Below are 21,613 nucleotides of genomic sequence, written 5' to 3' on the forward strand. Positions count from 1 at the left end.
CGTCAATAAACGAATAATTTCATAAAAAGCCCCCTTAAGAGGGCTTTTTGTATGTCTGAATAGTTCGATTAAAAAATAAATTAGATATTGATGCTTTTTAGCAAAATCAAAAATGTCATCAACCCTCTGTATAGTAAGAGAGTAATAAGTAAACAGGGAGAGAAGGAGAAAATATGAAACAATTTTTCAAAGGGACTGCGATTGTCGCATTGAGTAGCGGACTGTTATTTAGTTCGATACCAACTAGTCAATTTCATTCGGTTCAAGCAAAATCAACTGAATCAATTGAGCAAGTACTCGCAAAACTTTCACCAGAACAACGTCAAGCATTAGAAAAACTACAAGTAAGTAGTGAGGAAGGATTACAGTTATCACCTTCAGTAGATTTAGAGAGTTCAGATAATCTATCAGTAATTGTAGAATTCAAGGACAAGCCGGCAAAAGTTGCAGTAATTGAAGAAGTAGCAAATGGAAATAGTTTATCACTTTCAGATGCCGAACAAAAAGCAAATTCCGCACAAGAAACGTTTAAAAGTGATTTACAAACAATTTATAAAGATGATTTAAAACAAAATAATAAATTGTTTAAGATTAAACGCACATATAAAAGCTCACTAAATGGGGTATCAATCGAACTGCCAGCAAATAAAGTAAAATCATTATTAAAATCAAAAGTTGTTAAAGCTGTTTGGCCAAATAATGTCTTTAAAGTTGAGCCACCTACTAGTCCAAAAGGATCTAGTGATTCGAAAAAAGTAGCAACTGAGGTATTTCCAGGAATCAATAAATTACATGACGAGGGATTTACAGGTAAAGGGATTAAGGTAGGGGTAATTGATACAGGAATTGATTACAACCATCCTGATTTAACGGATGCATATAAGGGATACCGTGCTCAACCAGGTGTTGATCCGAAAACAATTAGTCCAAGCTCGGTGAAAGGTTGGGATTTTGTCGATAATGATGCCGATCCGATGGAGACTACATACGACGATTGGAAGAAATCAGGCCTCTCCGAAAAAAATCAAAGGGGATCAACCTTTTATACGGAGCATGGAACTCATGTTTCTGGAATCATTTCTGGACAAGGTAAAAATAATACAGATTACGCCGTAACAGGTGTAGCTCCAGATGCTGACCTTTATGTTTATCGTGTGTTAGGACAATACGGTTCTGGTTCAACTGAAAGTGTATTAGGCGGAATTGATAAATCTGTAGCAGATGGAATGGATGTTATCAATTTATCGCTTGGTAGTAATTCGAATGATCCAGAGAATATTGAAAGTCTGGCAGTAAACAATGCTGTACTTTCAGGTGTTACAGCAATAGTTGCAGCAGGTAATGCTGGAAACGGAATGTACACACTTGGGGCACCAGGTGCATCTGCATTAGCGATTACAGTTGGAGCAAATGATACGACTCAAGAAATTGCTACTTCAAAAGCGACTTTGCATGGAATAGAAGAGGTATCTGCGGATTTAAAATTATTAGGTAAAGGTTTTAATGACAAAGTAGATACATTACAAGGACAAAATCTACCAATCGTCTCAATTCCAAATTCAGGATCACCAAATGATTATAATGGAAAAGATGTAAATGGGAAAATCGTATTAGTAAATCGAGGTATTACAGCTCTTGTTGATAAAGTGAAAGAAGCACAAAAACACGGAGCTAAGGCAGTAATTATTGCCAATAATGTGGTTGGAGAAGGCTTTATTCCGACTTATTTAGGTGCAGGGTATGGAATGATTCCAGCGTTCTCCGTATCAAAAGAACAAGCGACTGTCATTCAATCAAAACTTGGTACAGGAACACCAACATTCTCATTTGACGAAATGGGAAAAGAAACTGTACAAGGAAGCAAATTGGCAAGCTTCAGTTCTCGTGGTCCAGCTCGTATCACATACGATATTAAACCAGAAGTAACGGCTCCAGGTGTATCAGTCTTCTCGACTGTACCATCTTATATGCACGGAGCAGATCAAGTTGGTAATTTTCAATATGCATATGATAATTTATCAGGTACTTCAATGGCTACACCAAATGTAGCCGGTGTTGCAGCTTTATTATTACAAGCAAATCCAAATTTAACGCCTGCTCAAATTAAAGAAACATTAATGAATACTGCAGATCCATTAAATGGAGAGTACAGCGTGTATGAAGTAGGCGCAGGGCAAGTTGATCCTTATGAAGCGATGCATTCACAAACAAGAATTGAAGTATTAGATGAAACACTAGGAACACATGATAAAAAAGGTAACCTAAAAACAGTGAAAGATTTAACGGGCGCACTTGCATTTGGCGTATTTGCACCGGGTGGAGCAAATGTAAGTGAAGAGCGTTCACTATTTTTCTATAATAATAGCAATCAAGCAAAAACATTCGATGTGAACGTTACATTCCAAACAGGTCGCAGAGGCTCATTGGATGCAGATGCAAATGGAGTCATGATTGAAACAGACAGGTCGATTAAATTAGAACCTAATGCGAAAAAGAAATCAGTTGTTTCGATTGCAGTTCCTAAATCAGCAGCACTTGGTACGTATGAAGGATATGTTACTTATACAAATCATGAAAATCCAGATGAAACATACCAAGTACCTTTTGCAATCAAAACAGTCGAAGAAGGAATAAACCCAGTAACAATGAGTCCACAAGCATTTACGCAAGTGTTTGATTCTGCATATAGTGGACAATTAGTTTATACGAATGCAATTTTTAGCATCAAATCTCATATGCGTACGTTTGATGTTATTCTTGTCGATGGAAAAACCAACAAAGAGCTAGGATTCGTTGGCACGATGAATGGTTTAGGCATGAGTGAAAATGTGAATTATGGAGTTTCTAAAATATTTAATGGTTTTTACTATAAAGCAACAGGTGATGAAGAGCATCCATTCGCTTATGATCAAGATCTAGCGAAACCAGGATACTATAAACTAAAAATAATTGGAACAAATGATGCGGGGCGTACATTCTCTCAAGAAGCACCTTTCTATTTTGATAATACGGCTCCAAAAATGACGGTTAACAGTCCTGACGTTGTTGAGTATAAAAATGGTCAAAGTACAGTGACGATTACTGGTTCAGTGTATGATAAAGAAACAGATGAGATGAAATCACTTGGCATGAATTTTAATCAAGGAAGTACGAGAGTGTTTTATAAAGACAATCTTGGAGGAAGAGATGTATCTGTTCCTGTCAATGCAGATGGTACATTCACTGTTAATATTCCAACAAACCCAACAAGAGCAATGTTACCTTCATTCTATGCAATGGACGCAGCATCAAATAAAACATTTAAAGAAGGTAGAGATATTTTTGTTATTCGAGACGATGTTGCATACGGTTTTATGCAACCTGAAAAACGAACTGCTAAGATGGGCGAAACAGCCCATGCGACGTTAACTTTAAATAAAGTAAGCAATGTAAAACAAGTTGTTTATAGGTTTTATCATCACACTGATGTTGCGTCAATGAATGTCACACCACATCCAAGTGTGGCAGATAAAGTCAATGTAAATGTTGCGGAGAAGCTTTTTTCTGGTAATTTATATGAAGCGACTGTAACAGTTACATTAAAAGATGGAGCAACTCCATTATCAGGAAATCTTTCTTTAGTAGATTTAGGATTTACTATGAGTAACACTTATACTGCACAGCCTGTAATGTGGCCAGCTTATATACCAAGTGTTACGTATACAGATATAAATAATACGGCAAAAACAGCATTAAGCGGTAATCCTGCAATTTATTTTATGGAACCAACGTATTCTTTAGCTCGTGGTATCAATCGTGCTGAGGCATTTACGATTTATTATGGAACACCAAATCAGCAAGCTAATCAATCATATGATTATTCAAAAATGGGCATTAAAGTAAAAGCAACAAGTTCAAACGGCACGGTATACAATGGAGTAATTCCTTCGGGTAAAGGACCTTCAGTAGCATATCAAATACCAAAGTTACCATTAACTGATGATCAATACGAACTTGATTTCAATGTTCCAGGACATTTTACAGTACACAAAGACTTTACAATTGGCTTCCATGAAGATGGAAAAGTCACATATCAAAATCTATCCCTAAGACTAAATCCGGCTATTGCAGGTGATGTAAATAAAGATGATGTAATCGATGTAATGGATGCATTGTATATCCAAACATATTGGGGAACAAACAATCGTGAAGCAGATATTAACTTTGACGAAAAGGTTGATGAGAAGGATCTTGCATTTGTAGAAAAGAATTACTTGATGCAAAATCCAACGATCAACTATGCACCTGCTCCAAAGAAGAAATATAAATCACAAACATTAGAAACTCTGAAGCGTGCATTAGGAATACAATAATCATAGAAAAAGAGCAACTACTTGATTCGTAGTTGCTCTTATTTCTGTATGCCAGGCATGTTCATCAACTAGACAGGGAAAGCCATCGGAAGATTTATTCGACTTCCCTGTTCCTAAAAAAGCTGAAGTAAAAATAATATTTTTGAGTGGTTGGGTAGAAAATGTTAAACTATCAGAATTTATACACATAACAGATCAAAATTGATAAAAAACCAGCAATAAAGGGATCCCTAGATGGAGATCTCATTTATTTTTATTATTTTGATAGTATTTAGAAACGTAAAAATTCATACAAATCTCAATATAATGATAGTGGAAATAAATTTAAGGAGAGAAAATGGTTTTTTAAACTGCTTAAGAGAATTTATAGAATATTACAACCTTACACAAAGAAAAATTGAAATTCTATTAGCTAACAATGAAAATAATTTTTTTTGAATGTAAGAAGTGAAAGACTCGGCTTTTCTCTATTATGGATTATACATTTATAAGCAGGGGGGTATACCTAAAGCATGATTCAAGTATTTTTAATTGATGATCATACCATTTGGAAACACGGGATCTGTAGTGTATTGGACAGTGAACTGGATATTAAGGTAATTGTAAAAGCTTTCTTAGAAGATGAAATTTTGGAAAAGGTGCATCAGTGTGCTCCTGACGTGATTGTATTAGATATTAATCTGCGTAAGAAAGATGGGATTGAGGTCATTTCACTTGTCAAAAATTATTTTCCAAACTGTAAAGTTCTGGTGTTAACGATGGATGAACATTATGAGCATTTGATGTCTGCATTTCAGGCTGGGGCCGATGGATATCTGTTGAAAGATACATCATCTAAACAAGTTGTTCATGCCATCCGGACGGTATATCATGGGAACTCAATCATTCATCCGAGCATGATGCAAAAACTTATTAACTTTCGTCAGAGTCAAAAAGAATTTACCTTAAATAAGAATGTACTAACAGATCGAGAAAAAGAAATTTTATCAGGTCTTACTAAAGGAATGAGCAACAAAGAGATTGCTAATACACTGTATATCAGCGATAGTACAGTTAAAAGCCATATGAGAATAATTTTCAAAAAGCTGAATGTCAATAGACGTTCACAGGCGGTTTACTATGCGATACAAAATCACCTGATTCCGCCTTATTAGCAAAGATATTTGTGGTCTTGTTTACGAAGGATAACATCTATTATTAGTTAGTGATAGGATGAAATGAAAGCAAAGGAGAAGCGAAAAAAGATTATTGTTTCCTTTCAAAGGATATTAATGACCGAGATTGATAGTAGAATAGAGCAGAGCTCCTTTTCCGTAACGGTTGAGGGGTTCTTTTTCATATACAGGATTTTCCTTTAACCTTTCAATTCTGACATGCAGATTTCCCATATCACTCCTACTAGAGTGGAATCGATTTTTAAATCATCCACATTATCATCCGGATTGAGGACACAAATCCGAATTTCCTTGTTTGAAAAAATTTTCTCCCTAAGCCGAAAATAGTGAGGGATGTTGTATGGTAATGCTTTATTACTATTTTATTTTCATACTAATGCGCATAGAATTTGTGACTTTTGTGTAATTTTACCAATACTGAAAATTTGAAATAATTAAACAAAGTGTTAAGGAATGAGTGAGAGATTAACATAACTATTCTTTGTAATACGTAGTGAAGATGAAGAAAAGCCAGATTCGCACTATTCAATCGTACTACAAGGATTGGAATGTTACATACATCACGCTTTGAAGATTAACCAGCACAATCAGTTATTTCTTGCACTTTTAAAAATAGGAAGAGAGGAGGCTACTTAAATCATAAATATATAGGTAGTAAAAAAGTGATAGAGAAATGAAGTGAAAAAGAAGGAATGCATACCTATTTAAGTACTGTTCTGTCACTTAGTACGTTTCCATCATTCAATGATTTCGAAGGTTATATCTACAACTACTGCCATTACTCGATCCATTTAAAATGCGGTACAAGCTCTAGGCCATTTTAAATTTTAGTGAGAAGCAATCCAATAGCTAAAAACAGCTGAAGAGAGCGGTCTATTTTTTACATGATACCTATTTAGAAAGTGAAATTGAACTACTTGTCATCGAACAATACAAGTCTCATCCTACTATTAGAAAGAATTCATTTGTAAAATAGAGAGAAATCTGTACGTTTATGGTTCCTGGACTATTAAAGGATGACTGCACTTTCGCTGAGAGCGGATCCCTCTTTTAAAATTCACTTATTGTACAAAGTTAGGTAAGTGGACATTTAGTAATGCTTGATTGGGAGAATGATTGAGGTTAAGGAAAATTTATACAAAAAGAGGAGACAGAGTAAGATGAGGGTAAGAAACCGTTATATCAGGTTGTTTACTGTGTTATTTTGTTTGATGCTGATCATACCTGCCAATGTATCAACAATTTCATACGCGCAATCAGATTCGAAATCACACACTATTAGTACCGAGTCGAATATTAAAGCGGAAGACAAGATTAGTAAAAGGCTTCTTAATCAATTTGATGATAAGCAATATGTGACCTTTCTGATTAAGTTTAAAGATCAGGTCGATTCTATTAAAGTGGCAGCTCAAGCTGCTGAAAATGCCAAAAGTCAGAAGCTAACAGAGGCAAAGAGCGAGCTAATGGGACGCTCAGCCGTAGTATCGTCATTAAGATCAAAAGCAATGGAAACTCAGGATAATGTAAAAGAATTTTTAGAGAATAAGAAAAAAGCCGGAAACGTAAAAGAATATGAGTCCTTCTATATTGTAAACGCCATGGCGGTTACCGGAACGGAAGATGTGATGAATGAGCTGGAAGCATTTGGGGAAATCGAAAAAATTCTTCCGAATGAGATAAGACAGCAGATTCAGCCGGTACAGCAAAATACTGTAAAGGAATCCGTAAAAGCAAACAATACGGCAGAAACTTCAACCATTGAATGGAACATCGAAAAAGTCGGTGCTCCACAAGCTTGGAACATGGGGATTGACGGTTCTGGAATCGTTGTTGCCAATATTGATACAGGTGTTCAATGGGATCATCCTGCGTTGAAAGAGAAATACCGTGGGTATGACCCAGCACATCCGGATCATCCGAATAATGAGTTTAACTGGTTTGATGCAACCAATGGGGAAGACATTCCATATGACACGGGAGGCCATGGTACGCATACAATGGGCACTATGGTAGGGGCTGATAAAGAACATCATATTGGTGTTGCTCCTGGTGCAAAGTGGATTGCTGTTAAAGCATTTACGACATTAGGAGCTACAGATGCAGACTTGCTGCAATCTGGAGAATGGATTCTTGCTCCGAAAGACAGTAAAGGAAATCCCCATCCGGAAAAAGCACCGGATATTGTTAATAATTCATGGGGAGGCGGACCAGGATTAAATGAGTGGTATCGCTTAATGGTTCAAAACTGGCGTGCGGCAGATATCTTACCAGTGTTTTCTGCAGGAAATGCCGGCTCTAGTTCCGGCACTGTCTCTGCACCTGGGAACTACCCGGAATCTTTTACAGTAGGAGCGACAGATATTGATGACAAATTAGCCAGCTTCTCATCAAGAGGTCCAGCCCCTTATGATGAGATAAAGCCGAATCTTTCTGCACCTGGTGTTAATATTCTTTCTTCTGTTCCTGGAAACGAGTATCATGCAATGCACGGAACATCGATGGCTGCACCTCACGTAGCTGCCGCTGCGGCCTTACTGCTCCAGGCAAACTCTTCTTTGACAGTGGATGACTTGGAACAAATTTTGATAAAAGCGGCAAAGCCTCTTACGGATAGTAAGTATACGGAAGTGCCAAATAGCGGATACGGTTATGGACTTTTAAACGTGTTCAAAGCTGTGTCTTCTATCACTAATGGTTTTGGTACAGTAAAGGGGCAAGTGCTTCAAGAAGGGCATGATACAACAGCACCAACCTTTCAGCATTATGTTCCTGCAGAAGCATATGATGGATTGTCTTTACCGCTTGAAATTAGTGTTAAAGACAATGTCAGTGTTCAAAAAGTGGAGCTGCAATATCGTACTGTTGAAGGACAAGACTGGAAAAATGTTGAAGCGTTACGTACCTCTGGTAATTATCTTGATGGAACGTACCAAGCAACCATTCCTGATGATACAATAGCTCAACCTTCAATTTTTTATCGTTGGAATATTGTGGATTTTGGAGGGAATGCAGTCACAAGTGACGATTATTCTGTAAAAATTGTTTCGGGAGTTTCTGCAGGGTACAAACAGGATTTCGAAGCTATTCCAATCGGTTGGTACAGCTATGGAAAAAATAATAGTTGGGAATGGGGAGTTTTTTCAACTTCTGGACCTATAAAACCAGGGGCTGATGCCAAAAACAAAATGTATGCCACAAACTTGAGCGGTCCTTATGGAAGAGACGCAGATATGTCATTAGCCATGCCGCCGATTAACGTGCCTGAAGGTCAAACATATTTAAACTTCAAACACTGGTATGGTTTTGAATACAAAACCGATTTTGGTCGCGTTTTCGTTTCGACGGATCAAACAAACTGGGAAAATGTTGCGGAATTTGGTACCACCGCTAGCGGATGGCAAGATGGCAAAGTCGACTTGACCAAATATGCCGGCCAAAAAATCTTCGTTATCTTCAATGTACAATCTAATTCAAGCTATCAGGCTTTTGGATGGTACTTGGACGATGTCGATGTCTCGAATACACCTTTAAATGGTTCTAATATAGAAAACTTGGTTGATGTTCAGGAGAAAACGGGCCTTGATTTAAAGTATCAGCAGAAAAAGTTAGTCAATACCGATAATGTTAAACCTGGAAAACAAATAAATATAGCACTGCCAAACGTTCAAGATGAAGATTCTAAAAATTCTAAATCATCTGTATTGCCTCTGCAAGCACGGGTCAGCGTTCTTGAAACTGGACGCTCTGTGAATACGAATCCTGCGGATGGGAGCTACTCCTTAGGCCATGAAAGTGGATCTTATACATTAAGAGCTGAGGCATATGGATTCCAGTCAGCTAACCATACAGTTGAAATTACTAATGGCAATGGTACTATAGAAAACTTTACGCTAGAACCAATTCCTCAGGGAACCGTGACAGGCAGGGTGATGAATAAAGCAACAGGCAAACCAATTAAGAATGCAACTCTTATGTTACTGGAAGATGCAGTGATTCACCCAGTAAAAACGGACGAGAACGGGCAATTTACGATTACTGCTTATGAAGGAACTTACACCATGCATGTGTCGGCACCAAACAACTTTTACAATCAAGATATTAAAATCACTATTTCCGGGGGCAAAAATACGGAACAAAATGTTGAGCTAAAACCATTCATTGGTCATCCTGGTGAAATTGGTTACGACGATGGTACAGGTGAAAATGGACACGCAGGGTACCAATCTATTAAATATGCTGTTAAAATGTCTCTTCCTGAAGGAAAAGACAGGGCTTTGGTTACTTCTGGAGTATTCCGATTTTGGGAAAAAGGTTGGCCGGTACCTGGTGGAACGCAAATCCAAGTTGCCATCTATGACGCGAGTGGTCCGTATGGTAAACCAGGAAAGCAAATCGCGGGGCCAATCGACGCTACTGCACAGCTAAATGGAGAATGGACGGAAGTTGATTTGACTGGTGAAGGGATTATCGTTGAAGGCGATTTCTATATGGTCTATATACAGCCTAACAAATTCCCTAATGTTCCTGGCATAACAGCAGACAAAGATGGGGAAATTGCCTATCGAAGCTGGATGTTTACGGAAGGAAAATGGACACCAACTCCAAATGATGTAGGAAATTTAATGATCAGGGCCCGCGTGAGTTATGAAGTGGATACGCCTATAATAACAGAACCGGTCAACGGAACATATACAAATCAAAGCAACGTAACAGTTAAAGGTGTAACAGCTCCTTTAACACCTGTACACATTTTAAGGGACGGTAAAGAAATTGCAACAACAACAGCGAACGAGGATGGAAAGTTTATATCAGATATATCAATTGTAAGCGGGAATAATGTCATTACGGCAACAGCCTCAACGGAAACTGAAACGACAGAGACTTCAGAACCAGTTAAGGTCATTCTTGATCAAGTTAAACCGAAACTTACGATTACAAGTCCAGTTGATGGCATGAAAACGGATCGCGAAGCCGTTACTGTAGAAGGCACTGTATCAGATGAAAATTTCGATTCGGTGGAGGTTAACGGAAAAAAAGCTACAGTGAACGAAGCCGGATTTTACTCCGTACGGATCCTTTTAGAATACGGTGAAAATAAGATTAAGGTCGTTGCTGCTGATAAATCAGGAAATATAACTACTTTATCGAGAACGGTATCCGTTGATAATGACAATGTCAAACCTGTCATTTCGGGTGCTACAAACAAAACCATTAATATCAATTCAACATTTAATCCAAAAACAGGTGTAACAGCGAAGGATAATGTTGATGGTGATTTGACAAATAAGATTAAAATCTCAGGTACAGTTAATACGAAGAAAAAAGGGACATATACGTTAACGTACTCTGTTTCCGATAAATCAGGAAACAAAACAGAGGTTAAGAGAAAAATCACAGTTAAATAATTTAAAAATATAGGTACACATAACCAAGAATGACCTATTTAAACGGTACTGCTTAATGTGGGAAAAATTATAATTCAGGATTTTAGATTTTTAAAGAGGGTGTTCCAAAAGTATAAAACTTTTGGGACACCCTCTTATTGTTACAAATTTTTACGAGATTTGTTACATACCCGATTATATTCAATATTTTATACCTAAATAATTTAATGGGTTAATTGGATATTTATGTTAAAATAAATCAGAGAATGTGAAGGCTTTCACTTAAACTAACGGGGCAGCATTCCTGTTTGAAGGATTTGTGCCATCTTGAAAGAAAAAAAGCCCTCTAGTATGATGTGAGTGTCAACGACCATTGACCCATCAGCTAACTAGGAGGACTTCTCTATGCAGTTTAAATGCAATGAAAAAATTAATCAAGTGACTGAAAATACACTCGTTGTCGGTATGGATATTGCCAAGCGTGTTCATTATGCGTGCTTTGTCGATGAACGAGGGCGTGTGATTGAAAAATCCTTTGCAGTAAATCAATCAAAAGAAGGCTTTGAAAGTTTGTATGAAAAGATTCGTCAAACCATGAAGGAAGCTAAGAAAACAGACGTTATCGTTGGAATTGAGCCTACAGGCCACTATTGGATGAACTTGGCTTATTTCTTAGGTAACTATGGCATTCCACTCGTCATGGTAAATCCAATGCACGTCAAACGTTCGAAGGAACTGGACGATAATTTACAAACAAAGAACGACAAAAAAGATGCGTTGGTCATCGCACGCTTATTGAAGGATGGCCGTTTTAGTTATCCACGTTTGTTAAAAGAGGTAGAAGCTGAACTTCGTATCGGATCTACTCTCCGTTCAAAGTTAACGGAAGATTTAGCGAGTATTAAAAATCGAATCGTCCGTTGGCTTGATCGCTATTTTCCAGAGTTTACTCAAGTCTTTCCGTCTTTTGGAAAGATGGCGTTGGCGGCATTGGAAATGACTCCATTTCCACAGGATATTGAAGGGAAAACAGCTGAGGAGTTGGTTTTTCTATACCGTGAGGTAGAGGGTATGAGAACGCCACAGTTGCCGAAAGCAAAGCTTCTCATTGAAGCTTCGACTAACTCAATCGGCCTGAAAGAAGGAGAAAAGATGGCCCGACATGAAATCGCCACGCTCCTACGTCAGTATCGCTTATTAGAAACCGAAATTGCCTCTGTAAATAATCAATTAGCCGAAATGGCACAAACAACAATGGAATATGAGTTACTCAGTTCCGTTCCTGGTTTAGGAGATGCGACGATTGTTGATTTACTTTCTGAAGTAGGGAGCTTTTCACTTTATGAAAATCCACGCCAACTTATCAAACTAGCGGGATTAACACTACGTGAAAACTCGTCTGGTCAACATAAGGGACAAAAACATATCTCGAAAAGAGGGCGAAAGAAACTCAGATATATCCTCTTCAAAGTAATAGTTCCACTCATACGTCATAACGCGGCGTTTAAACAGCTTCATGAATACTACACAACACGCAAACAAAATCCCTTACGGGGTAAGCAATCAATGGTGGTCTTGTGCGGTAAATTACTGAAAGTATTACATGGCATATGTAAAAAGAAAGTCCATTTTAATGAGCAGTATATGATGAAGGATCTTTACTGCCTCTCAGAGGCAGCGTAAACATTTCGATGATCGATTTATGACAAGAAGGATGACACGGAGAAGCCAGCAACATAACTAAACTAAGACCATGAGTCCCCGGGGCAGCTTAGCAGGCCTCTGCCTTATGAATAGACCAAACGAAGGAATGTAAGCGCACTGACGCTAAGAGACATGGGAGGGTCCGTCATCATAAGTTTCGCAGAGATCCATTGTGCATCACATAATGGCAAAGAAAAGCTAATGATTTCCATTAGTTTTAGCGAAGCGTACTCTTAAGTTGGTAATAAAAACTATATATTCAAATCTATGTTTATTGAAACCGTCAAAAATATTTTTCCTCACATCACGAAGTGATGTAAACCGTTGATACATCAATGTTTATAGAGGGAGGTTAGTTGAATAAGGAATTGGAACTTTTAGGATAAAGAAACGTATTAATAAATGGTTTGAATTTTCCTGTCACTTAAGGGGGATGTATTTGAAAACATTTATAAAGGTGTTAATGGCATTATTAGTAATTGTTTTATTAGCATTTATACCACAGAGGGTGAAGGACTTCGAATTTAGGAAATGAACTTCAAACTAATACCACATTACCGGCGATATTTAAACAAGACCAATTCAGAGAGGGGAACAAAAGATGCAAAGTAAATATTTCTTACTTTTATTAATAACTTTATTAGTTTCTGCATGTAGTAATAATAATGTTAAGGTCGTGTCCCAAAATGCTGAAGAAGCCTATACCCTCTTGTTAGAATCACTTATGAATGAAGAAGAATCATTAAATAACGATATTGAATATGTATCTATTGATTTGAGTAATATCAATGGTTTGAGAGAGGAGCAAAAACAAATAGTAAAAACTTTCTTCAAATCTCCGGACGAAGTTGAAGTTTTGGACTTAACTTTAGATGAATTAAGAGAAGAGAATTTATTTGATGCTGATTCAAATACGTTAACTGGTATTCTATTAACAATTGAGGAAATTAATTTTTACCAAGACGCTGAATTTGCTAACTTCAAGGGTTCAAAGTATAGGTCAGATGAAGATGTGGTAACTGTTGAAGGTAAAATGCAGTACACTGATGGGCAATGGGAGTTAATAGAAATCAAACAAACATCGGAAAGTTAATTTCTATTTCAACAAGGTACTTTAGTTCAATATCATTGGGTTGCTTAGGCAGCTCTTTTTATTTAACTAACGGGGCAGGTTAGTTAAACAGTAGTATAGAATCAATAAGGGAAAAGTTGTTGGGGGAGGATATCTTTATGCAAAATAATTTATTTTTTCACATTCCGTTTTATACACACGATAATTCAGCCTTTCCAAAACCTGTGAATGGAAATTACAATTATTGGGTGTCGCTAATAAATTACTTTTTAGAAAAAACGGACACTATTGAAATTCATTGTTGGGATGAAGAAGTTGATACTATTGAAGAAATTAAAGCTCTCCCTTTAAGTACATTTAAAATGATTAAAGAAGAAAATATCACTATTTTTAAGGGCAATAAGACCTCAAATCTTTCGAATTATTTATTGAATCACTATACGAATAATATTGAAGAGTTCAAGTGGTTCACAGTTAATTTAGATTTAGGTATGGTTCCTATGTTTCATTCAGGTCACTGGGGAACGGAATTCTTTGTTCCTAATGTTACAGAAAAAGAAATTGCAGTTATTAAAAGTGTAACCCCATCTGAAACAAGGTTTCATCAATATTAGTAACATTGCATATTCTACAAACGTGGCAGCATCCCTGTAATAAAAGTTAAGTTTGTGAAGTAATGTACTTAAGCTAACGGGTGCTTTAGTTGAACAACTGGCTGCCTTTACATGGTGGCTTTTTCTTATGGATTATGAAGTTGAATACTACCTACTCCGGGTGTTATGTCAATTTATTATGTATACATGACGCAACATGTTTGAGTAATTGAATCGATGTTTTGCGGACGGATCATCCAGTTTCTGTTCAACTAAGGGGGAAAGGTTTGTTGAAGAGTAATGCTATAATTGGAAAAAAACTGATTTTAGGAGAGAGGATCTTTGATGGAAATCCGAAAGTATAATTCTTCAGACATAGTACAATTTACAGATATAATGACAGATTTAGGCTATCCTTCATCTCTAGAAGAAATGAAGTTAAGAATGGAACGTATCGAATCAAATCCAAATTATTTTACATTCGTAGCAATTCTGAATAAAACTGTTGTTGGGATGATTGGGATAACATTTCATAATACATATACAAATAACAATGTAAAAACTCAAATAACATCACTTGTTACCAAGAAAGAATTTCGTGGGCAAGGGATAGCAAAAAAACTAGTTAGTTATGTAGAAGAATGGGCCAATAGCAAAGGATCAGATTTTATATATCTATTAAGTGGGATTAGTGAACAGCGTATTACAGCACATGAATTATATAAGTATCTTGGATATGAAATAACTGGATATAGATTTGTAAAACGTTTAAAGACAGACGTCTTATAGAAGTCAAGTAGGTGTTGCTAAGCGTAAAGGGCAGCTTTTTCTAAGGGTCTTCCTTCCTTTTGTCGAAAATGTTGATTATTATTTCATAAAAAAAGAGTAGCAAATGCTACTCTCTTCCATCTCGTAATTTCCTGCGGTTTACTTCTTTTTAAAAAACGAGCAGAAATAGCATCATATATGGAAAGATAAAAGAGGTTGCTTTAATTGATGTATCTAATAAAAATAAAGTCTCATTAATTTATTCAAAAGAGTTATTAGAGTAGCGGTGCATCTTATTCAACTAACGGGTGCTTTAGTTAAAGATCATTAGGCTGCCTTGGCAGCTTTTTTTCTTCTTCAACTAACGAGGCAGTTTAATTCAAATAATTATTAGAGAAAAAAGCTACTTAATATCTCATTTGAACTGTACCCCTAATAGTGGCCACATAAGGAATAATAAAATTTTTAAAAAGTGGAGGTTGGAAGAATGAAAAAAAAATCAGTGATTATAAGCATCGTTTCACTAGTAATTATTCTGGCTGCTGCTGTTGGAGGTTATTATTACTTAACACCACGGGCATCAGTAGAAGAACAAATGGAAAAAGATGTGCGGGAATACCTTTACACAGAACGGGGATATACTGAGGAAGAAATTCGCGAAGTTGATATTAGATTTGACGCTCTGAAAGAAACGGGGATTCAACGCTATAAAGCTATTGTTTATTTTTCAGACGAGCCAGAAACTGATTATGGATTCATGTATATTGATGGGGAAATAGCACCGGCCTATATTGGCAATGGCAAACACAATCCGGAATAAGTGGTTGTGACTAAAAAAAGACTGTATTACCGAATAAACGCAAAAAAAAATCGTATAATTGCAATAATTTTGGGGATTTGCATGAGTTGTTGAACTAATGGGTGGCTTTTTTACAATAAAATTTATCGGTAGTGAACCAACTGTTGAATGCTTACACTGGGAATATATAGATATATATAGACCGTAAAATTAATCTGTCTAATTCAACTAACGGGTGCTTTAGTTGAAGATTCGATTTCCGAAATAATAAAATATTTTTATAAAAGTGAATAGCAATAAACAGGTAAAACCTTGTATTTTGATCAAACTTTGTTCAAAATATGAGGTTTATTTTTCACCTAAAAATTGAGGAATCTCGCTAAATTTTAATCAATCTTTATTCAAAGGTTACATTGACGCCATCTAATTTAATTGTTGGTGGTTTGTTTAAGCCAATTATTTCAATTGATATTGTTTTGAATTCATTCGCTCCATCCTTCATCCCTCCACAATCATATTTACTATTTAACCGATAGCTCGAAGATAATAGATCACTCTCCATTTCTCGAATTTAACTTAGAGTATTGCAAGAATGACCACCGACCTTAATGAGCTAGAAAAAGCACCCACAATTTGTGTGCGCCTAAATGCTTCAATTTCTTTTTCAAGAAAATAAAAAGCACCTCCGAAGAGATGCTTTAGTTCACATAATAAGTATTCACGGATAGTAGCAATGTCCATTATTAGTACAGATAGGCTTAGGACCATTACCTTCGTGATCGTCCATGGCACTTGCTCCCGTAGCAAAAGATAAACTCAATAGTAATAGAAATCCTGTAGCTACTGACAATAATCTCTTTTTCTTTTTCATAATTTCCACCCTCCATTTTTTACCATTATTGTGTTACATTTGTTATATTCTACAAAATTTTCTAAATTCCTTTTTATTTATTAGAATTTTTAAACTTTTCTAAAGTAAACTTAGACAGTAGTCAATCCTTAATTAATCGTGAATGAACGTATTCATATTGGATATACTTTTAAAGATGTTCTAATCAAAAATCGAACTGATGATTATAATTGTAGTTTTGAAATAAAGTTGCGTTGATCCGAGCAGGATTAACGCTTTTTTTGTTGAACTTATTGAACTAACGGAGCAGTTTATTTGAAGAAGAAAGTAAATGTTCTCTAGTAGAGGGGGGAAAGTAGTGGGAATGATAATAACTATTTATTCAAATAAACATATTGGTATTGAAAAATATGCAAATTCATTTTTTGATTTAATATTCGATAAAGGACTTAAAATAGAGAAAATAGGGCTCTTTGAACCCATTAACAAAACATTTGATATAGAAGATGCAATTAAGATGTGGACTAAACAAGAACCAGGTATATACGATTTTGAAACCAACAAAATGATTGGAAAGGCAGGAGGTATGCTCGGAAAGGGAAAAGGATTTTGGTTCAGTACTAATTGGTGGTTGCATCCAAATGAATTAAGTTTGAATCATTTCACATTATTCATAAACAAAAAACTATTTAATAAAATAAAGAAAGATATTTTAACTTTATTTGGAGAGTTAGTATATAGTTTCGAAGCAATATATGGTTATGTAACAGAAGAAGTGGCTGAAGACAGGCAACACACAACAGGCAAATTGACTGAAAGAATACCAGGAGTGTTTTGGCTTAACTTCTTTTCTTCAGTTTTTGTAGACTACTTAAATAAAGATAATAATTTATTTGAATTTCCTTGGGTAAATATAAAAGATTTTAAAAAAGGCGGGATTATTACTCAATTGACTGAAAGTCCTTTCGATGAAACAATACTTGATTTCGAAAAAAAAGCACAAGAAGCATTAGGTTTAAGCAAATTTAATGGAAATGTAAATGATTATCCCAACCTACTGATTCTTTGATGCTTTGAAAGTTTCTTATTTAACTAACGAGTGCTTTAGTTCAATATCATCGGGCTGTTAAAGTAGCAATTATGGCTTATCCTATTAAAAATCAAGGTGTGGAAAAATGGATTTGAATATTTTATTAAGAGATATCTTTAAGAAAATACAGAAATTTTCTGGAGAACACGAAAAATATATATTAGAATATTTAGAACATAGAGAATGGGAACTGGCTTTGATAAGTATCTGTAGTGCAATTGAACAAGGTAATATTACCATAGACAAGAAAGATTTTTGTAAAATTGAAGAGGCTGGTCTCTATATGGATCTGGATAAACTTTTCTGGGAATCAATACAAACACAATGAATTGGCATATAGGGCTACATTGGTAGCTTATTGTTTTATTTTCTACGCGTTAATCCAAGAAGGATTAACGCTTTTTTTGTTGAACTTATTTAACTAACGGGGCAGTTTAGTTAGAGATGTCCGATTAGGTGAGTGTTTTAGAAAGTTGAAGGAAATAAATTAAAGTCGGTGACATTCATTGGAAAAGGATACTCAAATAGAAATTTTTAATATGTTCCACGACGGTACATTAATTGGAATATTAAATAAGTCGGGGAATATTGAATTGAAAATTGAAATACCATATTTAGCTGAAATGATAAATGAAAAGTTTAATTACTTTTATTGTGAATTGGTTAATTGCAAAGGGATTATGTTAGAGACCTGGAGCGATGAAAAAGAAGATACAAGTGATATAAATACAATAATTGAATATGAATTAGAGATATTGGATGCTCAAGCTTCGAAAGAAGGGATACTTGTAGGTTGTCGAAGCGAAAAAATCATAGGTGGTAATCTCCATATTAATTCGCAAAATATCAAAATCTATGATGAGAGTAAAAAAGAAATTTCTCTAGATGATTTAACTCGCACTTTTCACTGGTATTGGAACAAATTATAAATTTCTTATTGAACTAACGAAGCAGGTTAGTTCAATAAGGAATAATAATTTCCCCCAAAGATTAATGCAAAACATAAGAAAATGGTGATGAAACCGATGGGAAATTATAAAGATAATGATGACCTAGAATTATACAATTCAGTGATCGAAGAACTATGTATTAACCATCGTGAAAAAAGTATTACCTTTCAAATATTAAAGACCATATCACGCTTAGATAGACATGGCGGTTTTACCTATCGTGTAAAAAAAGGGACTTTGAAATTTGAGGACGTTTTTCATGCGAACATTCCGTATAGTTTTGAGTGGGATGAGTGGAGTGAATTTTATCGTTCGGCAGTATTGGAAAGTTCAAATGCAATTGATAATGTAAGAGAAATCGCTAAGGGAAATAAACATTTGAAGCATATTTATTTAGGGATTGATTATGGTGTTGAATATAAAGAAATAGACATAGTTTGCTCAAACCATTATCTATTATTAGAAGATCAAGAATATATCCTACATGATGAATTTGACTGGTTATATGAGGAATAAACAAAATGGTACGTTGATCCAAGAAGGATTAACGTTCTTTTTTATTGAATTAATTGAATTAACTGGGCAGGTTAATTCAATAAGCATAAAACAATAAGAGGGGCTGAATAATTGGGGGATCATGAGAAATATATTAGTGAAAGGTTCATAGAAATTATTCGTCAACTTGCGGCAGGCGCTTTAGAGCAGGTTAAGTCCGAAATGCCAGGTTGTATAACCTGTGATTTAATTGATGATTTTGAATTGGTATGAAGATTTCATTAAAATTAACACTTCAACATTATCTGAGAAACAAATGTACTTACTTAATGAGATTAATCGCGTTTCAGATGAGTTGTTTAAGGATGATGCCTTCAAGTGTTTGTACATTTATTCTGAAGAGGAAATAAAACAAAGCAACTATAAAGAAATCTTAGAGTCTGTTAATTGGAGAACAATAAGATCATTGGCTAATGACTTGCTAATTACATTGGGGGAAGAAAATAAAAACTTGCATCAATTTATCCAGATTAGTGACAGTGTTTGGAGAAAAACAGAATAGACAATGATTTTCTTATTCAACTAATGCAGCAGTTTAATCTAAGAAGAAATAGATATTGTTATCATTTTTTTAAGAAGAATGTTGGTGAGGGGTGGCTTTACAAGTGACTATTTTTTCGATAAACAATTACTTGAAATTAAAAAACCTTAATTTACACGATAGTGAACTCCACAATATACGGGTTGATTATTTGAATAAAGAAATACAAGTACAGTTTGTTACAGCCGTAACTCCAGAAGTTAATTCGAATCAAATTTTCTGGGTTTTTAAAGAGGTATACGACTTTAACATTACAATGAAAGAACCTTGGGGAAGTGGATTTTACGTTAACTCAATCGAATTTGATGAGTTTTCGGATAGGCATATTAAGACCATAGTTTTATTGAACTCAGGAGACGAGATAAATTGTATATCTGAAATAATAAAATTAGAGTAAGTTAATTTAACTAATGGGTGCTTTAGTTAAAGATCATCGGGCTGATTAGCGGCCCTTTCTCTTATTGAACTAACGGGGCAGGTTAGTTCAATAAGAATTATTTACAAACTAGAAGAGTTAGGACAAATTTTATGTACCACAGTTTCAACAACGCCAAAGGGATGTGTATTAATGAAAGAGTATTATCTCTCTAAAAAGAAGAAAATTAGGGGATGGAAGCGTCACAAGAGGAAAATAGAAAAATGGAGACAAAATGTAATCGACTTAGAAATTGATTACATACGAGAAAACCAAAAAGATTACGCAAAGTTGTGGATTCATCCCTTTTATTCGTTAGTCCGTACAAACCCACCAAATTGGTATAACCGTTTATTATTAAGCAAAATGATAGATGTATATCTAAACTGGTATGAAAAAATGGCGAAAGAAAATAAAGACTTTTATCTAAAGATTTGGTTATATGAACCTGAATTTATCAATTCCCAAATTGTTGTCTCGTACAAAGACTGTATAAATTTTTACAATGATACCTTTGATAAAAACACTATTAAAAAGGTATTTCCACTTCATAAATATGAGTCATTAAAGGATAAATTAGCAATGTTTGATTGGGAAGCCCACATTGATGCCGAAAAGTATTGGGAAGAGGAAATTAAAGAAGATATAGAGACAGGGTACAGAACAAAAGAAGAGGTAAATGAGATACTAAATAAATCTTATAAAACCGAAAAAATTAAACTTAGCTATGGAAGTGACACCATTTATAAAGTAAATGTTGGAGATGTTTGGGTGGGAACTTTGAAAAGATGATGGAGTACCCCTATGAAGAATGCTCTCAGTTCTTCATTAAAATATATACCTATACCATTTAAGCCATATTGAACTAACGGGTGCTTTAGTTGAAGATCCTCGGGCTGATTAGGTGGCTCTTTTTTCTTGTTCAACTAAAGGGGCAGTTTAGTACAATAAGTACTGACTTGAAATATTGTTTTGCATCTATTGAAGAAAGGGATTTACTACATTTCTTAATTGTGCAAAGAGATGAAATGCTAAGGTTTGATTTTGAACGTAATATAATTGAGTAAGCAGGTAGAAATTTTAGAGACCGTAAATAGTAATGAGACTTTGTAGCAAAGTTGGTAAACCCACCAACATCTCAGTGTTGCCACAAACACTCCTCACATGTGAAGTGTATAATATTGATGGTACGAAAAGAGATGTGACAGTACCACTCAAGGAAGTTGAAAGAAGGCAGACGAGTCACGTTGAATGCTGCGTGAGGATTGAAAGGCTGAAAGAGTGATGAATAAAGGGATGCAGGCGATTCGCAAAGCTAATAATTTAGATCCTTGAGAAGATAAAAAAGATATTTATAAAATATTG

17 protein-coding genes are annotated in these 21,613 nt (G+C 35.3%); 16 read left to right on the forward strand and 1 reads right to left on the reverse strand.

All coding sequences use genetic code 11. The features are described 5' to 3' along the window. The first annotated feature begins 173 nt into the window (after positions 1-173). The 8 genes from MHH33_RS08905 (at position 174) to MHH33_RS08940 (ending at position 15,868) form a co-directional block, all read left to right on the forward strand. Entirely contained in the window at positions 174-4,352 is a 4,179-nt protein-coding gene (locus MHH33_RS08905; protein WP_342543618.1) for a S8 family serine peptidase, read from the forward strand. A gap of 512 nt (positions 4,353-4,864) precedes the next feature. Beyond that, positions 4,865-5,506 (forward strand): response regulator transcription factor, encoded by a 642-nt coding sequence (locus tag MHH33_RS08910; protein WP_342543619.1) that lies wholly within the window; start codon positions 4,865-4,867, stop codon positions 5,504-5,506. Positions 5,507-6,687: 1,181 nt separating this feature from the next. Continuing rightward, positions 6,688-10,932 (forward strand): S8 family serine peptidase, encoded by a 4,245-nt coding sequence (locus tag MHH33_RS08915; protein WP_342543620.1) that lies wholly within the window; start codon positions 6,688-6,690, stop codon positions 10,930-10,932. A gap of 384 nt (positions 10,933-11,316) precedes the next feature. Further along, complete coding sequence (locus MHH33_RS08920) at positions 11,317-12,594, forward strand: IS110 family transposase (RefSeq protein WP_342541766.1); 1,278 nt, start codon at positions 11,317-11,319, stop codon at positions 12,592-12,594. A 622-nt stretch (positions 12,595-13,216) separates the two neighbouring features. Beyond that, positions 13,217-13,708, forward strand: a complete 492-nt coding sequence (locus tag MHH33_RS08925) for a peptide ABC transporter substrate-binding protein (protein WP_342543621.1) — start codon at positions 13,217-13,219, stop codon at positions 13,706-13,708. A gap of 137 nt (positions 13,709-13,845) precedes the next feature. Next, the gene (locus MHH33_RS08930) at positions 13,846-14,301 is read left to right on the forward strand and encodes a hypothetical protein (RefSeq protein ID WP_342543622.1); all 456 of its coding nucleotides are present in this window, start codon (positions 13,846-13,848) and stop codon (positions 14,299-14,301) included. A gap of 324 nt (positions 14,302-14,625) precedes the next feature. Further along, positions 14,626-15,069, forward strand: a complete 444-nt coding sequence (locus MHH33_RS08935) for a GNAT family N-acetyltransferase (RefSeq protein WP_342543750.1) — start codon at positions 14,626-14,628, stop codon at positions 15,067-15,069. A gap of 466 nt (positions 15,070-15,535) precedes the next feature. Further along, positions 15,536-15,868 (forward strand): DUF3139 domain-containing protein, encoded by a 333-nt coding sequence (locus MHH33_RS08940; protein WP_342541919.1) that lies wholly within the window; start codon positions 15,536-15,538, stop codon positions 15,866-15,868. Positions 15,869-16,565: 697 nt separating this feature from the next. On the opposite strand, the gene MHH33_RS08945 is transcribed toward MHH33_RS08940, so the two are convergent. Then, a complete protein-coding gene (locus MHH33_RS08945; protein ID WP_016427923.1) occupies positions 16,566-16,718 on the reverse strand; it encodes a hypothetical protein in 153 nt (50 codons plus the stop codon). 337 nt (positions 16,719-17,055) lie between these two features. On the opposite strand from MHH33_RS08945, the gene MHH33_RS08950 reads away from it, so the two are divergent. From MHH33_RS08950 to MHH33_RS08985, 8 genes are all read left to right on the forward strand, one after another. After that, positions 17,056-17,766 (forward strand): hypothetical protein, encoded by a 711-nt coding sequence (locus tag MHH33_RS08950; protein ID WP_342543623.1) that lies wholly within the window; start codon positions 17,056-17,058, stop codon positions 17,764-17,766. 106 nt (positions 17,767-17,872) lie between these two features. Further along, complete coding sequence (locus tag MHH33_RS08955) at positions 17,873-18,115, forward strand: MafI family immunity protein (protein WP_342543624.1); 243 nt, start codon at positions 17,873-17,875, stop codon at positions 18,113-18,115. Between the two features lie 178 nt (positions 18,116-18,293). After that, positions 18,294-18,716: a hypothetical protein gene (locus tag MHH33_RS08960; RefSeq protein ID WP_342543625.1), complete on the forward strand. Its 423-nt coding sequence runs from the start codon at positions 18,294-18,296 to the stop codon at positions 18,714-18,716. Between the two features lie 96 nt (positions 18,717-18,812). Beyond that, positions 18,813-19,253 carry a hypothetical protein gene (locus tag MHH33_RS08965; protein WP_342543626.1) on the forward strand — a complete coding sequence of 147 codons (441 nt, stop codon included), beginning with the start codon at positions 18,813-18,815 and terminating at the stop codon, positions 19,251-19,253. Positions 19,254-19,364: 111 nt separating this feature from the next. Further along, entirely contained in the window at positions 19,365-19,505 is a 141-nt protein-coding gene (locus tag MHH33_RS08970; RefSeq protein WP_342543627.1) for a hypothetical protein, read from the forward strand. Continuing rightward, complete coding sequence (locus MHH33_RS08975; protein ID WP_342543628.1) at positions 19,492-19,794, forward strand: hypothetical protein; 303 nt, start codon at positions 19,492-19,494, stop codon at positions 19,792-19,794. Before MHH33_RS08970 ends, MHH33_RS08975 begins: the two co-directional genes overlap by 14 nt. Before the next feature lie 91 nt (positions 19,795-19,885). Continuing rightward, positions 19,886-20,230, forward strand: a complete 345-nt coding sequence (locus tag MHH33_RS08980; protein WP_342543629.1) for a hypothetical protein — start codon at positions 19,886-19,888, stop codon at positions 20,228-20,230. Positions 20,231-20,401: 171 nt separating this feature from the next. Further along, entirely contained in the window at positions 20,402-21,040 is a 639-nt protein-coding gene (locus tag MHH33_RS08985) for a hypothetical protein (RefSeq protein WP_342543630.1), read from the forward strand. Positions 21,041-21,613 lie beyond the last annotated feature (573 nt).

Origin of the sequence: Paenisporosarcina sp. FSL H8-0542 (genome assembly GCF_038632915.1) — a bacterium.
GTDB lineage: Bacteria > Bacillota > Bacilli > Bacillales_A > Planococcaceae > Paenisporosarcina.